Origin of the sequence: Vibrio sp. SCSIO 43009 (assembly GCF_023716525.1) — a bacterium.
In the GTDB taxonomy this organism is placed as follows: Bacteria; Pseudomonadota; Gammaproteobacteria; order Enterobacterales; family Vibrionaceae; genus Vibrio; species Vibrio alginolyticus.
Genome location: NZ_CP071842.1, coordinates 2,144,629 through 2,164,051, shown reverse-complemented (window position 1 = coordinate 2,164,051; position 19,423 = coordinate 2,144,629). Strand labels below are relative to the sequence as shown.

The following is a 19,423-nucleotide window of genomic DNA, read 5'->3' as shown; positions in this document are numbered from 1 at the left end:
TCCACTATTTTGAAAAAATCTAGAAAATATCGAGGTTTCTCAGACCTTAGAATTTTGGATCATTTTAGCCAACGCATGAACCCGTTCTCATTGTCCCATGCAGATGGTTACTTCGTTTTAACCATCCATACTAGTATCTCATTTGTTAACAGGGAAACATTTGACTATCTTTACTACGAAATTAATCCTCCATATCGAAGGAATTGATTAAGAACCTCTCCTCTTCTAAGAAGCTTTGTCCAAGGAGGGCATTATGGCTTGGCTGGAAACACTGCTTGCCTTCGCTGTCACAATGATGGTGTTATCGACTATCACCTCCGCGATCGTGGAAGCCTTCAATAGTCTTCTCAATCATCGCGTCAAAGGCTTAGAGCGGTTGATGCAGGAAATGTTCGACAAAGTCATCTTGCCGAAATTGGGAAAAGGCACGCCAAATGATCTGACCAGAGCTAACTTCGTAAACCAAATGACTTCAATGCGTTTGGAGCCAGTTGATCGCGATGCGTCAACATGGAAGAAAGTGTTGAACGAGTTCGTTAACAAGTTCCGTCGCGCCGATAAACTTCAGTCACTTACAACGCTAGAATTCTTCGAACGCTTCGCGGAATCACCATTTGGTAAGGAGATTCATAAACGCTCAGGATACCCCAATGTTAATGAAGAAACGCTGAACGTACTCCTTGAAGACATCGCTAACAAGTTCGAAGCGTTCGGCGATGAAGCCACGAAATATTTCGCCCGTCGAGCGCGAGTCACCTCGGTTCTATTCGGTTTTATACTCGTGTTCTCGATCAACTTCAGTAGCGTCGAAGTCGTCAAGTTCCTAGTGCAAAGCGAGGAATCTAGGGCAGCGCTCATTAAGCAAGGTGAGAAAATAGCCAATGACCTGAACGCACAGCTCAAGAGAACCGAGGAGAGTATTGTAAAAGCGACTTCAGGCAACTCCGACCTTCCTGCATTCGACGCCGAGGAACTGGGGCAAAGCTTCTCCAAGAGCCTGAGAGCACTGAAGCGAGCCAATTTGCCTATCGGCTGGGAGCACTTGCCTTGGAAAAACAGTGATACGAACATGACGGTTTGGAAGTACTTGGCGTGGTTCTTTTCAGTTTTCGCTGCTGGGTTGCTGGTCGGGTTTGGGGGGCCGTTCTGGTTTGACTTTTTCCATAAGCTATCGGCGTTGAGTAGAGTCTCAAGGGTTTTCAAGAGCGAAGTCATGCAGGACGGAGCTCAAGCCATCACAGAAACACCTCAAGAGCGCCGGAACCGATTAGTTGATGTTTTCAAGACCGCCCGCGCAGCAAGTGATTTTGCCATTGCTGCCAAGGGTAGCGAATTGAGAAAAAGGAAGTCAGCCCCAAATGGCAGAACATAATATTCCTTCTCGTTAAAATTGCTGTTCGGTCGAGGATCCACCTGAATGCTAATTTAATAATTTGGTAGATTAACTATTGAAGTAACGTTTCCAAAGCTCAATGAACGAATTTATTTTTCGCTTTTTTTCATTGTAAAGCCACGAGTAGTAGTCTCGCGGGACTATTTCCCGCCTACGAGCAATTATCTTAACTGCTCCTTCGAGGTTGCGCCAAGACGTCCAGTGGTCAGGGAACGACCCTTTTGCTTCCGAATGAAACTTTGCTAGCCTTTCGAGTAAGTCTAGGTTGATACTAGGATACATTGTCGGGTCCGAGTCGTGTAATGATTGAGCCATTTTCTTAATGCGCTCGAAGAGTTGTTTGTTTTCATCCTGAACTTGAACGAGCGGAGCGTTCATAGGTACTCGTTGATTCGCAAATTGGCTTGCATAGTCTTCACAGAATTGTTTAGCAACCTTATCGTCGCCCAAAAGGTGTAAGTCATCGATCCCTAGCTCCGGGTCCTCAAACCTTAGGTTCTCGTGCTGAGTGAAGGTAAGTTTATGAGGTACAATAGCCTCAATAGTTCTCGTGCTCACGCCTTCGAAGATGAGTGCTCTTTGACGTGTCAATCGCGTGACATCGGGCATGATAGTCACGCGTAAATTTGCGCCTGCAAGTGATAGTGTGAGGGATGTATCGTTGAGGGAAAAATTGTATACGACGCCGATATGTCCATCCGTCGGTTCATACGACGCAAAGTAAAGCGCAACGAGCGGATCATAGGTGATATCCAGAAGTGGAGGGGCGAGTTTTGCTTCACTCTTAAAGTGCTGCATGAAAGCGAGCTCCAAATGCTCAAGATCCTCTGTCTGTGCACCGCCAAATACGTCTTCGTACAAGGTAAACTTTGCTCGAAGATGTGCTCTGAAATGTTCAATTCGGGCTAGTCTTTCGGCTCGCAAGCCTAGTGAAAGCTTACTTGAGTTGTTCATAGGGCGCTCTAATGGTGAAATGTTTTCGTAATCGCTAGACGACAAGCCCCTATAGAAGAATTTGACACGATCATTAGGTTCGAGGCTATTATTCAGTTGATTGATATTGTATCGACCCGGAGCTCTATGAAACAACGAGTTTGGTGAGCGTAGCATTCTGCTATTAATCGAAAAATGTGTGCCACTCGGAAACAGCATACTGGTAGCTGCGTCATAAACATTGTCGAAAACCCCAAAGGGTATTTTATCTTTGAGTCGCTGGTGCGCCTCAACAACCACTTCTGCGTCGTTAAAGTGTTCTCTCTCAAAGTCGTCTATTTGCTGCTCATAAACTTGGAGATTTGACCAAGTATCATCGCTGATAACTTGTTGCGATCGATTTAGTTCTAAGCCCTGACGGAGCTCTTCTAGGAACTTATTGGGCGTAAAGCCGTTATTAGACACAGAATCACAGAGGAAGTCATATCGAAAATCAGAGGACCGTCGAAATGATCTGACTAGGGCGTAATCACTCTTGGATCTACTTATGTCTTCTTGCATTAATGTTGCTCCTTCTTCTTTTGCAGAGCCATTGGCTTATAGGGAGCTCGATATAGACACGAACTAGCGAATCGCCTCCCAATCTCATAAAGACCAATTGAATTTTACTGCAACTGCTTGTAACCAAAGTATTGTGGTGGTCCCTCATTATTGTAGACACCTTACTGCTATCAGCACTTTCGATTGGTGCAGCTAAATTAGCTCCGTTGCTTTCACAATCAAAAGTAAAGAAAGGCATTGATATTGTTGTGGGTATGGTGATGTTTGTGATTGCGATATCGCTGGCGAGAGGAATAATCAACTGAGCGAGCTAAGTTAGTTGTGAATAGGCACCAAATTTTTTGACACTTTGTGGCATGAGGAAAAGTAAGTCAAACCACAGTAATGAGAATTGAGAGCTAGCACTTCTCCAGCTCAGAATGGGGCAAAGACGTGCTAGCGCTGATCGTGCAGCACTGTTCGCTGATTAATGAAGTAAGCAAGTCAAAGTAGGAAAATGATACTTCGTAAACGCCGTAAAGCAATGAGTTGGGCTAATCTTACGGTTTGTTTTCCTCATCGTTTTTAGTTAGCAACGGAGTTCTGTCATGAGCAATGGTCCAATCATCGTATCCCCCGGAAGCAGCGTTCAGAGGCTTCAACGAGTCGAGTTGCAGGCAACAGGTATCTACGATGAGAAGTGGTTACAGCAACTTATCTTTGCTAACGCTGACCTATTACCCTTTTATGAGATTGATGCGGACTATACCGGTGCGGTACCAGTGTGTATGGAGCTTGCCACTAAGTCGGGTCGAGTGGACTGCATCTATGTGACGCCATCGGGCCGATTGGTCATCGCGGAAACCAAACTCTATCGAAATCCTCAATCTCGCAGAGAAGTGATTGGACAGATACTCGATTACGCTAAAGACTTGATGAATTGGAGCTACGACGAACTTGATACTAAGGTTTGTGCAATTAATGGTGGTCTGTCGCTTTTTGAGTTGGTTAAGGCGGATGGCCATGAAGTATTAGAAGCCTCATTCATTGATACGCTCCAGCGAAACCTCTCAAAAGGCCGCTTCTTATTATTGGTAGTAGGCGATGGTATTCGAGAGGGAGCTTTTGAGATAAAGGACTTTCTTAATAACTATGCATCAATGGAATTTTCTTTTGCCATGGTTGAGGTGCAGATCTTCCACATGCCAGGCGGACAACTGCTCGTGAACCCTCTAGTTATGCGCAAAACTGAAATTACTGAGCGCCGAGTGATTTCGATTAATCAAGTAAGTAGTGAAGTTACTGAGAAACTGGAATCCACCAGCGAGCAAAATGAATCAGCCACAAATAAGAGTTCTGGTCAATCCTATGAGTATTGGAGTGGATTGCTTGATTATCTTGAGCTTGAAGACGCTAGTGTTAGGTTACCAACCCCTTCAACTAAGGGGTACTTATGGTTCGAGTTACCACCAAGGGCGCACAATAGTTGGATAACAACTTACCGCTCTAAACCCAATGAGGTGGGTGTCTTTGTGAGATTCAGAAATGACGCACTTGGGCAATACTTGTTTGAGTACCTGTATGACAGGCGCGAATCATTGATGCCGCTATTGCCGGAGGGCGCTGAATTTGTCCCAGAGGTGCTAAAAATCTCGCTACCTGTAATCACTCTTGACTGGCAGAGCGAAGAGTCTTGGAAAGAAGCGTTTGATTTCTACCAGTTACGTTTAAATCAAATCTACCCCATCGTTAAACCTTTGCTGCTGCAAGCGCTCGATGCGTATGAAAATTAATGGCGTTTATAACCATAAAGTGTACAAAAAAATAAAAGTGTAAGTTGATAGTTCTCCGACTTACCAGACACTACACAGATAAGGCAAAATAGGTCAAACCACCTCACTGTGATTTGTGAGGTTGAGCGTCACTGGCACGGAGTGGGACATAAGCTTCTCAGTACGTAAGGCACGATTCGTACATTACGTACTGCTTTAGGACAAGTGCTACACCGCATTTACTCATCCTTATTGATTTCCAACTTTTTATCGCACCAAGCTATAATTCTCGCAGCATAGAAGGTCAAAACACCAACACCTAGCATTAGGATAATATAGAGACATCCAAGCCAGTAAAAAACCTTAGGTACATTTGGGGCAATAACTGCGGCTACGCTGCCTAACGACATTAATGAGAAAACAATTTTCCAGAAGACTTTCTTCATAGTGAACCCCTAACTCAAGTTAATAGAACACCCAAGCTAGCATGTCTTTTTTATTTCCAAAGTCCCCACAACGTGACCTAAAAAACTCATTGGGGAATCCTATCGGAATCACCTCTCAGTGACTCCATAATTCCTTTGCTAAATTTGAATTTGGGTTAATCACAAAACACGTGGTGAAACTAAGCAATGAAGAAGATGAATATTGGATTAACCTTAGCAGTTGTTACTGTCATTCTTACTTTTATTGGCTCAACAAGTAAAACGTTCTTAGGACACTGGGGACAAGGGGTACTAGTCATGATTTGGGTTTACTACCCACCTTTGATTCTTGTCGGAATTTTTCACATTTTTAGTCACCGAAAAGTCGTTTATTCGTTTACAAATAACCTTTGGTACATGGGAGCTTTGGCAAATATACTACTTCTTATCTCGCCTGTATCTCTTTTACGTGATGATTTTGGTTTGGGGTGGCTTTTATTATTCACAGTAACAGTGATAGATATGGTTATTTTGTTCACTAAGAAAAAATGAAATATATGCTGAGTTAATATCTGGCGGAGTAGTGTGGTGAATTTCACTGTGAATGAAAGCACTCATGAAGTAACTTGCTCTCAATATGAGGGAATAAAAAAACCAGACGCAATTAGAGTACGTCTGGCTGTATTTTGACAATTCAATTCACTAACAATGTCAGTTGGCTAGGTGCCTGTATCTTACTGACTAACTTTAGCTAACTTCTTGCCCATCTCAATCGCCGCAGTGAGCTCTTTTCGTGCCTCAGCTTCGCTGATTGTTTGTTCGCGCGGCTCAACTTTCATGAGCAGAAATGAAGTTTTGTTGTTCTTGTTATCCTGGACACCTTTTTCAACCACTTTTAAATTGGTATAGACGGTATCGAGAACACAAGCCCCGATAGCTGCCGTTCCAGTCGGTAGTTCGCGGTCTGCTACTAGTTTTGCTGCTGCTGCGGTTCCCTCAGGGATTTCCAGTTCCTTCGGTTGGATGCCAGCTTTCCAAGCGTTAATCTGTTTCAGGGCGGCAGGGTGGGACGCTATCATAGTAATGGCCGTATCATTAGCAACGTCTTGTTGGTTCATCAGTACGCACATTTCTATCGGCGTCTCAATGAATGCCTTGACGCTGAGTAGGCGGTATTGCTGAAATGCTTCCACCGTGGCTTGTACTAGACGACCGTCAATAGTGCTATTTTCGACGGCACTGAAAGCTAGGGCACTGTTATCGATCGATTGTTGGAACGTATTGCTTGGCGTACCCGCAAACGTCACTGAGGCACTCAGTGATGGTTGCTGTTCAAAAAGCTTTGTAATAGCGGCATCGTTGAAACTTCCTCTCGAGGCTTGTGCAAAAACTGACTCACTGGCTGTCGTGAGAGTTGAAAACATAAGAGTGGAGGCAGCAATGGCGATTCCTAGCGGTTTTAACATTCGTATTTCCTTTACAATATATGGGTAAGAACGGTCTAATATGATAATTTTATCTTATTGATTTTACATATCTTATCACTAACTATGGTCAGAGCAGTTTATCTCAGATAAATTTGATTCTGAGGTTCCGCATTCTGATGTGTGCGTTCCATCTTCATAAGCCGTGTAGCGACTCCAATCACCGTCGTCGGTATGCGTGGTCATTCTTTGGGTTGGGTGAATCGTCACCGACTTGATAGATATTTTATGTATTGTAAAGTCGCTTAGTAAAGTGTTTAGTCTGACCAAACGATAAAGAATTCTACGGAATAAATATCTCTGATTTATAGTTACGATAAGCACTTGCAAACTGTCCTATAAGTCCAGTAATAAGTCGAACGTAGAAGCAGAGGAGATGGTGGTCTCGATAGGTTATTTAACGATAAATGTGAACGTCATAACAGAAATCAAATTGTATAAAATGGCGTGTAAGAAAATTGAAAAATTGCTATATTTTCTTTTAAATTCAAACTGTTACTCATGTCGTTTGACGTTCTCACTCACCGCCACATTCTAAAAGGTCTGATTTATCAGGCCTTTTTTCATATCTGCACTAAAGTAATGCGTCATTGAAAGTACACAAGAGTGCTCAAGGTGCAAGCGCCATTCTATCTACAAGCCAACTATTCACATCTCACCTCTATACAACGCCAAAATTGAAGAAGCTATACAGAGGCAGCCATAATCTGATTGGTGCGGGTTAGCCCATCCGCTTTAATCTAGAATTTAGCACCCATATCACATGAGGTATGAATACGGCCACAAGAATGAACGTATTGCTACTAGATGCTAAGCAAAACAGCCATGAACACGAATACAACAGCAATCATACCAAAGAGATCTGTGTTTGGATTGAGGTCATCTGGGTTAAATTTTTCAATGCTTTGCGTCGTTTTGCATCTTATCTTCATGTTCTTGTCCTTATTTCATGTACGATTTCAACAGCAACATAACATGCAATTGAGAGTTCACAAGTCATAAAAAGCATAAGTATACTTGCACCTCATTGAGCGCAAAAAATACTCAAAGCGTTTTAAAGTGGCGGTCTACCTTTTGTAACATCAAATGTTCTTTCTGTTTTTGTGCCTGTATCGCTATATTTGAGAAACGGTTATCTCGTTCTAGTTAGGAACAAACTACTGGCTGCCGCTACATTCTCTCAGCGTTCCCACTCAGTCGCTTTGGGTAGATACTTTAGTCGTGAGTACTGCAAAAAAACGCCGCATGAGCAGCGGCGCTTCGTTGAGGAATTCCCTTTCCTACTTGTAGCTAAGTTCTGTCGCTTTGCCTTTGAAGATCCGGTATACCACAAAGGTGTAAAGCAATATCACCGGCATAACAATCATCACACCGTAGCCCACGATTATTAACGTCGCAGGCGAGGAGGCGGCCTCTTGTGCGGTCATTAATCCCGGCACAACTTCTGGGAAGAAGCTATACGCAAGCCCGAGAAAGCTCAACGCGAAAATGACAGTGACACCAAAGAAAGGCCAGCGCACACCCAGATCATTCACCATTGGAACCTGACGCAAATAGCGATCAACTAGGAAGATGGTTGCCAATACAATTAACGGAACTGGGGCAAGCAACAAGATTTCTGGGAAGCTGAACCAACGCAAGGCAACTTGTTGATTTACAATCGGGTTTACAACGCTAACCACCAAGATTCCTAAGGCCGCTAACCAACCAGCACGGCGAGACCAACGGGCCGAGCGTATTTGCAAATCACCTTCCGTTTTTAGTACTAACCATGCGCCACCGATGTAAACGTACGCCGCCGCTACACAAAGTGCGCTTAACCAAGCAAAGCCAAATGCTTCGGTTGATTGTTCAAATCCCATGATGTAACGACCCACCATGTAACCCTGAGTTAGTGCGGTGATTAGCGAGCCAATTCTGAAGCACCAATCCCAATGAGGTTTATGATCCGAGTTCGCTTTGGCTCGGAAATCGAACGCCACGCCACGCATGATCAACGCAATCAGCATAATCGCGGTCGGCATATAGAGCTCCGTTAAAACCAAACTGTGAGCGGTAGGAAAGGCAATCAACAAAATACCAACGGCTAACACCAACCACGTTTCGTTCGCGTCCCAGAAAGGGCCGATAGACGCTATCATTCGGTCACGTTGCGCTTCATTATCACTTGGCAAAAGGATACCGACACCAAGGTCGTAGCCGTCGAGCACGGCATACATAAAGACCGAGAAGCCAAGCAGCAGAAGATAAATTTCTGGTAGATAGTCGAGCATGATTAGGCCTCTTGTTGTGTCAGTGGGACTTCATGGGCTGCAACGTCTTTGCGCGCCAAATAGAATAGGGTATGGATGTACGCAACCAGCAATGCAGCATAAATGGCTAAGTACATAATGAGCGAAGTCATCACGCTACTGCTCGCAACCGTGGTGACGGCTTCGGATGTTCGCAATACACCGCTGACCAACCAAGGTTGTCGACCAATCTCAGTAACATACCAACCCGCCAGTGTGGCTATCCAACCAGAGAACGTCATGGCTAATACTGTGTATAGGTAAGGTTTAGGTAGCGCTTTTTTGCGTGCTAGCTTCACCGCGCCATACCAGCTAACCAGCAGCATAAGGACACCTACACCAACCATCACGCGGAAACCAAAGAACAAGGGCTTCACTGGCGGGTGGTCAGGCGCAAACTCGTTAAGTCCCTGGATTTCCCCGTCTAAGTCATGCGTAAGAATCAAACTCGCCAACTTAGGGATGCCCACTTCAAAATCATTGCTGCGAGTTTCTTCATTTGGCATCGCAAATAGTAGAAGAGGTGCGCCTTGCTCGGTCTCCCACACACCTTCCATCGCTGCAATTTTTGCAGGTTGATGTTCAAGCGTGTTTAACCCGTGAAGGTCACCGACAAAGATTTGTACCGGGATGAACCCAGCCGCCGCGAACAGCGCGACTTTTAGGCCAAGTTTGGCTGAGCGGTGATCTGGCTTTTTCATTATTTGATAAGCCGAGATACCTGCAATCAAGAAGCTGGCAGTCAGCGCCGATGCTAATAGCGTGTGTAGAAGACGGTACGGTAAAGAAGGATTGAAAATGACTTCTTTCCAACTGGTCACATGAACAATTCCGTCAATCACTTCATAGCCACTTGGTGTGTGCATCCAGCTGTTAAGCACCAGAATCCAAAATGCGGACATACTTGTCCCAACTGCAACCAGAACGGTTGCGAGAGTATGAACCCATTCCGGTACTCGTCCTCGTCCAAAAAGCATTACACCCAGGAAGGTGGCTTCCATAAAGAAGGCGGTCATCACTTCGTATCCGAGCAATGGTCCTGCGACGTTTCCGACTCGTTCCATAAAGCCTGGCCAGTTGGTACCAAACTGGAAACTCATCGTAATGCCGGATACCACACCCAAGGCGAAAGTGAGAGCGAATATCTTGACCCAGAAGTAATAAACATCGAGCCATACGGGGGCTTGTGTGCGGTTATATCGCCACTTGAAAAACACCAACATCCACGCCAACGCGATGGTGATGGTCGGGAAGAGAATGTGAAAGCTGATATTGGCCGCGAACTGGATCCGCGACAGCATGAGGGTATCTAACATCTTGGTTCCTCAAAAACGTGCCATACTAAAAATCGAGTCTATCTGTAATTTAGTTACGAAAAGTCGGGCAGTTTGGATTCATGTATCGAGAAATACAGGTGATTCTGTTTTCTTCTAACCATGATTTATATCAACTAAGGGAAAGAAAGGAGTGTAGGAAATTGTCTCAAAATGCCACTAATAGTCGCGAGAAGTGAGTAAAAGAAAGCAAATGTAACTGAAGGAGCATAGATTAAGATTAGTTCGAATTATCCTTATGATGGTTTCGATAATCCTGAAATAAAATTACATAAACAATATTTTTAGTAAGGAGATTTGCGTTGCCTTCACTTTGAACCTCCATACTATTTATGCACTAGTCATGTCGAGATCATCTTAAACACAGCAAGCTTACTGACAGTTAAGGTGGGGGAACTTTAGCTAATTGATAAACTTAAAATTGCACCGCTAATGACATATGCATCATAAGTTTGTTAGGACTCGACCAGAAGTGCGATAGGCTAGATTTTTATACTAGCGAACGATTTAACGCTAGGTAATTCGGCTTTCACTAGATCAGCAAGTCGACTGCGGACCATTTTCGATTCCTGATGAGTTTCAATCCAAACTGACACTTACTTTTCAGCAAGTGTGCTAGTGTCTTTCTTGTTATTTATTAAATAATTAATAAATGCCGATCTGGTAAAGAGAGTTGTGGACAGCTATCTCGAGCAGTAGACTGGCGCTAGCCAGAGAGTCTGGCTGTGAGGGGGGCATTCTACATGAATCTTGGATTCTGCCACCGCAAAGCTGATATTGAATTTGATGGAGATGGATAATGAACGACAGTTGGGCTAATTTCTTTCCTTACTTTGCTGGAGCTTTTAAGCTTATTGTATTAGGGATAGGAGCCTACTTAGCCATTAAATGGCATTTTGACGAAGAGCGAAGGGTAAGAGAAGCGGAAGGTGTGGTGTTTGATAACCCAAGTCTCATGAAAAAGTTTGCGAAGACGCTAACTCTGCCATTCCTTTTGTGTCTTCTAGTTCTTCTTGTTATATATGCTACCAACTGGTTCCTGTATTGACGGCTTTATTGTTTGTTGTAGTAAAGTTGAATGCTGCCACCTCTGAGAGTCGAGCCGTAGTTGAAGTTAACGCCTATGCCGAAATTGTCCAACCAATCAAAGGGCTTTGGTGCATAAAATAGCCATCCTATAGAAGCTTCGTAGTAATGCGGACTTCCAAGTTCGTCGCTTAAATCATGCGAAAGGTCGACTCTTTTAATCCCAGTAAATAAAGCTTGCTCACCGTGATAAATATTGTAGTAACCGGTGATTTCATTAGATAGGTACCAACCTTTAGGGTTGCCTATATTGCCGTTATTTGCGCTTCCCCAGCTGTGCCCAATGAATGAATTCAATGTCGAACTGGCATGCCATTTCCCCCAACTTGTGGGAGACGTGTATTTGGCTTTAATGGATGGTTGAACTATTGCCGCCCATGCTGAAACGTTAACGGCACGGCCGTCTAGGATTCTTCCAATGATGGAGGAAAGTTTATTATCGGTAGAGAATGAGTTTTCATAACGCATAAGGTGAGTCGTCGTTCTGGTGCTAAGGGTGACGTTTTCACTTGCTTTGTATAGATACCCATAACCAATCGATGCACCGTATGTCCTTTCCTTGAGAAGATCCTTACTTGTGCCGAATAGTTTGAGATCATTCTCTGTTTGTATCGTAAATGCCTTAAACGACAGCTCATGTAAGTCCTCGCTGCCCTCTATGTCAAAGTTAGTCGTGTAAGGGAGAACATATACGGATTTGCTTCGACGTTCATTGATTGACTCGTCAGTCCCGAACTCTGGGTTGGCGGTATCAAATAATGCATTCGGATCAAAGTCGCCAATACCAAACGCAATTGCGTCAGTATCGGACAGCAACACCGCGATAGAAAAACGTTGTTGAAGAAGGTTGCTAATTTCCTTATCTAGTGGATCCGCATGAGCAGTATGAGGTAGAGAGAGTAGGAGAGCGAGCGAAACGACTCGCCACTCCACTGAGGCGAAGTTGGGTTGGAACATTTTGGCTATTTTAAATGGTTCATGCATGGAGTTTTCGGACGTATCGGTACGCTAACATTAGTTTAATCGTTGAATGGTCTGTGTAACTTTGAGAAATCTATGTTTTCTCATATTGATATGAAAAAGTTCCATAAACGAGTTTAGCTTCAATGTGTATGCTGCACCAGATTTGTTTAGCAACATCATTCTTTTCTGAAGATGTAGCAAGACTTTGTGGCTAGGTTGCATTATTTTCTTGAATGCGTCTCTTGAAAGCAAAATAGCAAACTTTTTTATTGCCTTGGCGCTCAAGAAAATCTGAATCGTTCACTGTGCTACTGGTTAACTTCGAAAACTTGTAAGCATCCTGTTTGCCAACATCACGACTAATATCCTCACGGAGTAACCCTAAATACGTCAGATAAACAATGGTTTTTTTGAGCTTTAGAAGAAATGTTCGGATCTTTGCATATTACGCGGTCGTGCTCAATCCAAAAACTGTATTTTGTATGTGTTCTCAGTAAATCATTGATTCGATCTATTCTTCAAAATGTGGTCCCTTTTAATTCACTTTCTGTTACATATTTTTCGTTTTGAAAGAGCATTTTAATTTGCATCTTTTGAAAAGATCTCTTTGTTAAATTTTGTATAAAATCAACTAATTGTTGAAATTAGAACCCTTGTCAAAAAGTCATTAGATTTGATGTTGAATAGCCTCTTTTACCTAATGGTATACTCTATTTGTTTGATATAATTTCCGGCAGTTTGTATACCATAAATAAAGAGAGTCTATTCATGTTCCAGAACTTAACGATCAAGCAGAAGATAGTGATTCCGCTGTCATTGATTATTGGATTGTTTATTGTGAGCTCTGTATTAAACGTTATGACAAGTTGGAAGCAATCTGAATTGAGTGAGACACTCAACGAACAGATCGTGCCGAACTTATTAACGATTGAGGATGCTTATCGCGATCTTTACCAAGCAACATCTGCAATCCAAGGTGTTGCACTTTCTGATACTCAAAACGATATTGATCATCACATCGGTGAATACAAAGACAACGCCTACAAAGCACTGCCACGTATGGAACAAATGATTGAGCTATCACAAGCCGGTGTGATGCCTTCTACACATGGTAATGAAGTTCGAACGCTTGTCTCTTTGGGTGAAAAATGGTTAGTAAGTTATGAAGCGATGCTACGTTTACCTCAATCTCAATGGCGTGGTTACTATAATGAGCACAAACATACCTTTGAAGACCAATTTATCGAGGTTAGAGCGCAGCTTAACGTTGTAAAAGATGCAATAGAAGAAAAGCAAAACCAATTGAAGGACGAAATATCAGCGGCTGCAACAAGAGCAGAACTCATTCTTGAGGCTGGCATTGTGATTGTTATTTTTGCCGCTATCGCGATGGCTTTTTTGTTGTTACAAACGGTTGTGAAGCCTATCAATGATATTAAAAATGCGATGACAGAAATTGCGTCCGGTGAAGGTGATCTAAGTCAGCGAATCGATGTAAAAACACAAGACGAAATTGGCAATTTAGCAGACGCATTTAACCAGTTTGTGTCCAAAATTCAAGTGACAGTCGCTCAGGTAATTGAAAGCTCAAATACCTTACGTAACGAAATGGCAAATCTTAGCTCGTTGACCACGACCATCGCGAACTCGACCGTTTCTCAGCAAAAAGATAGCGAGGCGGTAGCGGCGGCAGTGCATGAAATGCAAGTCACCAGCAGAAATGTAAGCGATAGCGCTAACGAAGCTGCGGTTGCGAGCCAAACAGCGAATGATGAACTTACCAATACCAATGTTATTTTGGATCAAACGGTTAGCTCAATTCGTAGCCTCGCAAGTGAAATCGAAAGCGCAAGCCACGTCATTAACACATTGGATCATGATGTGAGTAACATTGCGTCCGTACTGGATGTAATTCGTGGTATTGCCGAGCAAACAAACTTATTAGCGCTTAACGCAGCCATTGAAGCGGCTCGCGCTGGAGATCAAGGGCGAGGCTTTGCTGTGGTAGCGGACGAGGTTCGTTCTTTAGCCAGTCGTACGCAACAGAGTACGGGAGAAATCCAAACCATGATTGAAAAGCTACAATCTGGTGCAGGACAAGCTGTAGAAGTGATGCGCGGTAGCCAAAATAGCAGTGATGAAACGATCAAGTCCGCTGGCCGAGCGAGTGAATCCCTTTCTGAAATCTTGAACGCGATTTCACGTATGAACGAGATGAATACACACATTGCAACGGCTGCGAGCCAGCAAAGTACAGTAAGTGACGAAGTAAATAGCAACGTACAAGGCATTGCAGACAGTAGCACTTCAATTGTGGAAATCGTAAACCAAGCGCAAGCTTCTTTAGCCATGTTGTCAGAGCAAACTCAACGTTTAGATCATCAGGTCAGTCAGTTCAAAGTATAAGCTTGAGAACAGCAATCTCACTGACGAAATAACCCGCTTCTTAGCGGGTTGTTTTTTAGATAAGTGGCGAACCTGACTTGTGAAATTTTGACTATATTTACATTCCTTTCTCACTTTAGTTCGTATTCCAGAGTGGGTAAATAACCCTAGACAGCGGTAACAAACTCTGTACAGCGTGATGATGCTTTTATCATCACTTTTGCTGCTTTTTAACCATTGCAATTGCACACAGGAAAATGTGATTTCCAACCCAAAATCTTCAAATTTGAGAACTTCATAACACCTTTACCATAAACGTTTTTCGTAAGCGTATAGAACTGTAAATTTTGTTGTATGTACAACACTGGGTATTTATCATCCTAATTAATTTGTTCTGGATATACATCCTTTAGTCATTATTAAGTCATTCTAGAAGCTTTTAATAAGGAATCTTGAAGGCTTGTCGGTAGATAAGAGAGAAAAAATTCATGAGACGTAAAACCACGCTATCTCTGCTGATTGCGTCGAGCCTTTTTGTGGTTGGATGTCAACCTAGCGAAGAAGGATCGAGCCAAGGTGGGGGGCCTGCGCCCGCAACCGAAGTAGAAGTGTTAACAGTGCAGCCAACGCGCCAAGCATTAACAGTGGAGTTGCCGGGTCGTAGCCGAGCATTCAAAGAAGCAGAAGTTCGTCCGCAAGTTACTGGCATTATTTCGGAACGAAATTTTGTTGAAGGTGGATTTGTTGAACAAGGGCAGTCGCTATATCAAATTGATGATTCATCATTTCAGGCGGATTTGCTGAGCGCTGAAGCGGAATTAATCCGTGCGCAAGCTGCGGCAGAGTCGACCTATGCCACGGTGAAGCGTTACAGAACCTTGATCACCAAAAAATCCATCAGCCAACAAGACTTGGATGAAGCAGAAGCGGCATACAAAGAAGCGAAAGCACAGGTCCTAGTCGCAAAAGCCAAAATCAACACAGCAAAAATCAACTTAGATTATACGCAAGTCAAAGCTCCGATTAGCGGGGTGATCGGTAAATCGAGTGTGACAGCGGGTGCGTTGGTTACGGCTAACCAAGCTGCCAAATTAGCGACCATTCAGCAGCTTGACCCTATCAATGTTGATATTGTGCAATCATCCGCGCAACTGCTGCGTTTGAAAGCATCACTCTCCCAAGGCCATATGCAAGAAGATGACTCTGCGCAAGTTACATTGATGCTTGAAGATGGCAGCACTTACGAACACAAAGGCACAATGAAATTTACTGAGGTCAATGTGAACGAAAGTACGGGCAGCGTGACGCTTCGTGCCGAATTCCCAAACCCTGACGGTTTGTTGCTACCTGGAATGTTTGTTCGTGCGACGGTCATTACTGGTGTCGACCCTGATGCGATTCTAATACCACAAAATACGGTATCTCGTGATGCGACAGGTAAAGCGACAGTGATGACGGTTAATGGCGAGAACAAAGTGGAAGCGAAACCAGTGAAGACTGCCGAAGCGATCAATAGCCAATGGCGCATTATTGATGGTTTGAACGCGGGTGATAAAGTCATTACCGCCGGTTTACAAAAGGTAGGGCCAGGCAGTTCGGTAACTATCCAAAACGGTGAACAGGAGTAATCATGGCACGATTTTTTATCGATCGTCCGGTATTTGCTTGGGTTCTCGCGATTCTAACGATGTTGGCGGGGGTAATGTCATTATTCAATTTACCCGTCTCGCAATACCCAACGATTTCACCGACGACGATCACCATCAGTGCTCGCTATCCAGGTGCATCAGCAAAAACCGTTGAAGACTCGGTAACGCAGGTTATCGAGCAAAACATGACAGGATTAGATTACCTTCGCTACCTATCATCGAGCAGTGATGCATTTGGTAATGCGACAATTACCCTGACGTTTGATAGCGAAGCTGATCCTGATATCGCGCAAGTACAGGTGCAGAACAAACTGCAATTGGCATTGACTTCATTGCCGATGGAGGTACAAAACCAAGGTATTGTCGTCAATAAATCCAACACGGCATTTCTCATGGTTGTCGCAGTTTATTCTGAAGATCCTGACTTTACAGAAAACGATATCGGCGACTTTGTTGTAACGAATATTCAAGACCCGATAAGTCGTGTAACTGGCGTAGGACAAGTGCAGGCGTTTGGTGCGCAGTATGCAATGCGAGTTTGGCTGGACCCTTTTAAGCTTACGCAGTTCAACTTGACCGCGATCGACGTAGCAAATGCAATCAGTGAACAGAACGCGCAAGTTTCTTCAGGTCAACTTGGTGCGGCACCTGCGCAGGAGGGTCAGTTGTTGAATGCTACGATTTCTTCTGCAAGTCGTTTGAGCAGTGTAGAAGAGTTCCAAGACATCATTCTTAAGTCCGACGCCAGTGGTTCGAATGTTTATTTGAAAGATGTAGCTCGCGTTGAGCGTGGTGCAGAAAGTTATGATATTCGAGGCCAATATAATGGCTTCCCAGCATCGGGGTTAGGTATTTCATTAGGTACTGGCGCAAACGCGCTTGAGACAGCCAATGCGGTAAAAGAGCGCTTAGAACAACTGAGTGCAACGTTCCCAGAAGGGTTGCAGATTGCTTACCCATTTGAAACAACACCATTCGTCAAAGCCTCGATTCAAGAAGTGGTTAAAACGCTATTAGAAGCTATTCTTCTTGTGTTCTTAATCATGTACCTGTTCTTGCAGAACTTCCGTGCGACGATCATTCCAACGATCGCAGTGCCTGTCGTATTGCTCGGAACCTTCGCTATTTTGTACGCGACTGGATTTAGCGTAAACACGTTAACCATGTTCGCGATGGTTCTGGCTATCGGTTTGCTGGTGGATGATGCCATCGTTGTGGTGGAAAACGTCGAGCGTGTGATGCATGAAGATGGTTTAGAGCCCAAAGAAGCGACCAAAAAATCGATGGGGCAGATCACTGGTGCCCTGATTGGTGTGGGGTTGACGCTTTCAGCGGTATTCGTCCCTATGGCGTTTATGTCTGGTTCTACCGGGGTTATTTACCGTCAGTTCTCGATAACTATTGTGGCGGCTATGACGCTTTCCGTTTTGGTTGCGATAATTCTGACTCCGGCATTGTGCGCTACGTTGCTGAAAAAAGGCGATGCTGAGCTTCTAGAGAAGAAAGGCTTCTTTGGCTGGTTTAACCGCAAGTTTGATGCGATGACAGCAGGCTATGAAACCGGCGTTGCCAAACTTCTAAAACGCACAGGTCGCATGTTGGTTGTATTTTTGGCAATGAGTGCAGGTGCTGGCTGGTTATTTATGAACCTTCCAACGTCATTTTTGCCAGATGAAGACCAAGGCACAGTATTCTCAATGGCTATTTTGCCGCCTAACTCAACACAAGAACAGACGGAAAAAACACTTGAGAAAATGCGTGACTTTTACCTAGTAGACGAAAAAGACAATGTAAAATCCGTCTTCTCTGTTGCGGGCTTTAGTTTCGCAGGTCAAGGCCAAAACATGGGGATGGCATTTATCGGCCTGAAAGATTGGTCTGAGCGTGAAGCGCCTGGCGCTGATGCGGCTTCCATTACGGGCCGAGCGATGGGGTACTTCTCTACCATTAAAGAAGCTTTGGTGTTTGCGTTCGCCCCTCCAGCGATTCAAGAGCTAGGTAACTCGACAGGTTTCGATTTCTATCTCCAAGACTCGTTGAATAAAGGGCACGATGCATTAGTTGCGGCTCAAGGGCAACTTCTGGGCATGGCAGCACAAAACCCGAAACTTGTCGGTGTTCGTCCAAACGGTCAGGCAGATGCGCCAATGTACAAAGTGAACATTGACCACGTCAAACTTCGTGCTTTGGATGTCAGTATCAATGACGTAAACCAAATCCTGTCAGCTGCATGGGGCGGGGCTTACATTAACGATTATATTGACCGCGGTCGTGTGAAGAAAGTGATGGTGCAAAGTGATGCGGAATACCGCATGCAGCCAAAAGACTTCGATTCATGGTACGTACGCAACGCTAAGGGAGAGATGGTGCCTTTCTCTGCTTTTGCGAGTGGCGAGTGGACATATGGTTCTCCTCTTTTGCAGCGCTTTGATGGTTTGCCAGCAATGAATATTCAAGGCGGTGCAGCTCCTGGTGTAAGTACTGGTGAAGCCATGGAAGAAATTGAAGCAATGGTAGAAAAGCTACCGGAAGGTTTCACGGTGAACTGGAATGGTATTTCGTATGAAGAGCGCCTTTCCGGAAACCAAGCGCCGATGCTATATGCGCTATCTATCCTCGTCGTATTCTTAGTTCTTGCCGCTTTGTATGAAAGTTGGTCAGTACCTTTCGCCGTGGTGTTAGTTGTTCCTCTTGGTGTGCTTGGTGCTGTGCTTGCGGTAATGACGCGCAGTATGGATAACGATGTGTTCTTCCAGGTGAGCTTATTAACTACGGTCGGCTTGGCAACCAAAAACGCCATTCTGATTGTTGAGTTTGCAAAGGACTACTATGAGAAAGGCGCTGGGCTTATCGAAGCAACCTTACATGCTGTTCGCGTTCGTCTGCGCCCAATTATCATGACATCGCTTGCTTTTGGTTTGGGTGTGGTACCACTTGCTATCAGTTCAGGTGTGGGATCGGCAGGTCAAAACGCAGTAGGTACCGGCGTACTTGGTGGCATGATCAGTGCCACGATATTGGGTATATTCTTCGTCCCAATCTTCTTTGTAGTGGTTGAGCGATTGTTTGATCGACGTGCGAGAAAAGAGTCGGAGGCAGAGTTGTCTGAGACCAGCACTAAACCCACTCAGCAAAGCGAGTAGGACTTGGTTGTTTTAACTGAGTTAT

General features: G+C 44.2%; 14 protein-coding genes. 7 read left to right on the top strand and 7 right to left on the bottom strand.

Translation table 11 applies throughout. The features are described from left to right. Window positions 1-253: 253 nt before the first annotated feature. Entirely contained in the window at window positions 254-1,372 is a 1,119-nt protein-coding gene (locus J4N43_RS10075) for a hypothetical protein (protein ID WP_182016325.1), read from the top strand. Window positions 1,373-1,441: 69 nt separating this feature from the next. Here J4N43_RS10075 and J4N43_RS10070 read toward each other — a convergent pair whose 3' ends face one another. Continuing rightward, window positions 1,442-2,791, bottom strand: coding sequence for an FRG domain-containing protein (locus J4N43_RS10070; RefSeq protein WP_182016326.1), 1,350 nt, complete (start codon window positions 2,789-2,791; stop codon window positions 1,442-1,444). 683 nt (window positions 2,792-3,474) lie between these two features. Between J4N43_RS10070 and J4N43_RS10060 the strand changes: the two genes are divergently transcribed. After that, window positions 3,475-4,659: a hypothetical protein gene (locus J4N43_RS10060; RefSeq protein WP_182016327.1), complete on the top strand. Its 1,185-nt coding sequence runs from the start codon at window positions 3,475-3,477 to the stop codon at window positions 4,657-4,659. Between the two features lie 218 nt (window positions 4,660-4,877). Here J4N43_RS10060 and J4N43_RS10055 read toward each other — a convergent pair whose 3' ends face one another. Further along, a complete protein-coding gene (locus J4N43_RS10055; RefSeq protein ID WP_182016328.1) occupies window positions 4,878-5,084 on the bottom strand; it encodes a hypothetical protein in 207 nt (68 codons plus the stop codon). A gap of 186 nt (window positions 5,085-5,270) precedes the next feature. On the opposite strand from J4N43_RS10055, the gene J4N43_RS10050 reads away from it, so the two are divergent. Beyond that, on the top strand, window positions 5,271-5,615 hold the full coding sequence (locus J4N43_RS10050; protein ID WP_182016329.1) for a hypothetical protein: 345 nt from the start codon (window positions 5,271-5,273) through the stop codon (window positions 5,613-5,615). Between the two features lie 182 nt (window positions 5,616-5,797). Here the strand turns inward: J4N43_RS10050 and J4N43_RS10045 are convergent, their stop codons facing one another. From J4N43_RS10045 to J4N43_RS10035, 4 genes are all read right to left on the bottom strand, one after another. Continuing rightward, a complete protein-coding gene (locus J4N43_RS10045) occupies window positions 5,798-6,529 on the bottom strand; it encodes a prephenate dehydratase domain-containing protein (RefSeq protein WP_182016330.1) in 732 nt (243 codons plus the stop codon). A gap of 821 nt (window positions 6,530-7,350) precedes the next feature. Further along, window positions 7,351-7,479: a hypothetical protein gene (locus J4N43_RS24560; RefSeq protein ID WP_017635045.1), complete on the bottom strand. Its 129-nt coding sequence runs from the start codon at window positions 7,477-7,479 to the stop codon at window positions 7,351-7,353. Between the two features lie 348 nt (window positions 7,480-7,827). Further along, complete coding sequence (locus J4N43_RS10040; RefSeq protein ID WP_158159610.1) at window positions 7,828-8,820, bottom strand: cytochrome d ubiquinol oxidase subunit II; 993 nt, start codon at window positions 8,818-8,820, stop codon at window positions 7,828-7,830. 2 nt (window positions 8,821-8,822) lie between these two features. Next, on the bottom strand, window positions 8,823-10,154 hold the full coding sequence (locus tag J4N43_RS10035) for a cytochrome ubiquinol oxidase subunit I (protein ID WP_053349484.1): 1,332 nt from the start codon (window positions 10,152-10,154) through the stop codon (window positions 8,823-8,825). 817 nt (window positions 10,155-10,971) lie between these two features. Here J4N43_RS10035 and J4N43_RS10030 point away from each other — a divergent pair. Next, the gene (locus J4N43_RS10030) at window positions 10,972-11,220 is read left to right on the top strand and encodes a hypothetical protein (RefSeq protein WP_005378271.1); all 249 of its coding nucleotides are present in this window, start codon (window positions 10,972-10,974) and stop codon (window positions 11,218-11,220) included. Between the two features lie 5 nt (window positions 11,221-11,225). On the opposite strand, the gene J4N43_RS10025 is transcribed toward J4N43_RS10030, so the two are convergent. Continuing rightward, the gene (locus tag J4N43_RS10025) at window positions 11,226-12,242 is read right to left on the bottom strand and encodes a Solitary outer membrane autotransporter beta-barrel domain (protein WP_242013656.1); all 1,017 of its coding nucleotides are present in this window, start codon (window positions 12,240-12,242) and stop codon (window positions 11,226-11,228) included. A gap of 747 nt (window positions 12,243-12,989) precedes the next feature. On the opposite strand from J4N43_RS10025, the gene J4N43_RS10020 reads away from it, so the two are divergent. From J4N43_RS10020 to J4N43_RS10010, 3 genes are all read left to right on the top strand, one after another. Continuing rightward, window positions 12,990-14,627: a methyl-accepting chemotaxis protein gene (locus J4N43_RS10020; RefSeq protein ID WP_053349486.1), complete on the top strand. Its 1,638-nt coding sequence runs from the start codon at window positions 12,990-12,992 to the stop codon at window positions 14,625-14,627. 467 nt (window positions 14,628-15,094) lie between these two features. Next, window positions 15,095-16,234, top strand: coding sequence for an efflux RND transporter periplasmic adaptor subunit (locus J4N43_RS10015; protein WP_053349487.1), 1,140 nt, complete (start codon window positions 15,095-15,097; stop codon window positions 16,232-16,234). A gap of 2 nt (window positions 16,235-16,236) precedes the next feature. After that, complete coding sequence (locus J4N43_RS10010) at window positions 16,237-19,398, top strand: efflux RND transporter permease subunit (RefSeq protein ID WP_005378264.1); 3,162 nt, start codon at window positions 16,237-16,239, stop codon at window positions 19,396-19,398. Window positions 19,399-19,423 lie beyond the last annotated feature (25 nt).

Coding starts and splice junctions, on each gene's coding strand:
- J4N43_RS10075 (WP_182016325.1), top strand. CDS start 254: ATGGCTTGGCTGGAAACACTGCTTGCCTTCGCTGTCACAATGATGGTG.
- J4N43_RS10060 (WP_182016327.1), top strand. CDS start 3,475: ATGAGCAATGGTCCAATCATCGTATCCCCCGGAAGCAGCGTTCAGAGG.
- J4N43_RS10055 (WP_182016328.1), bottom strand. CDS start 5,084: ATGAAGAAAGTCTTCTGGAAAATTGTTTTCTCATTAATGTCGTTAGGC.
- J4N43_RS10050 (WP_182016329.1), top strand. CDS start 5,271: ATGAAGAAGATGAATATTGGATTAACCTTAGCAGTTGTTACTGTCATT.
- J4N43_RS10045 (WP_182016330.1), bottom strand. CDS start 6,529: ATGTTAAAACCGCTAGGAATCGCCATTGCTGCCTCCACTCTTATGTTT.
- J4N43_RS24560 (WP_017635045.1), bottom strand. CDS start 7,479: ATGAAGATAAGATGCAAAACGACGCAAAGCATTGAAAAATTTAACCCA.
- J4N43_RS10040 (WP_158159610.1), bottom strand. CDS start 8,820: ATGCTCGACTATCTACCAGAAATTTATCTTCTGCTGCTTGGCTTCTCG.
- J4N43_RS10035 (WP_053349484.1), bottom strand. CDS start 10,154: ATGTTAGATACCCTCATGCTGTCGCGGATCCAGTTCGCGGCCAATATC.
- J4N43_RS10030 (WP_005378271.1), top strand. CDS start 10,972: ATGAACGACAGTTGGGCTAATTTCTTTCCTTACTTTGCTGGAGCTTTT.
- J4N43_RS10025 (WP_242013656.1), bottom strand. CDS start 12,242: ATGCATGAACCATTTAAAATAGCCAAAATGTTCCAACCCAACTTCGCC.
- J4N43_RS10020 (WP_053349486.1), top strand. CDS start 12,990: ATGTTCCAGAACTTAACGATCAAGCAGAAGATAGTGATTCCGCTGTCA.
- J4N43_RS10015 (WP_053349487.1), top strand. CDS start 15,095: ATGAGACGTAAAACCACGCTATCTCTGCTGATTGCGTCGAGCCTTTTT.
- J4N43_RS10010 (WP_005378264.1), top strand. CDS start 16,237: ATGGCACGATTTTTTATCGATCGTCCGGTATTTGCTTGGGTTCTCGCG.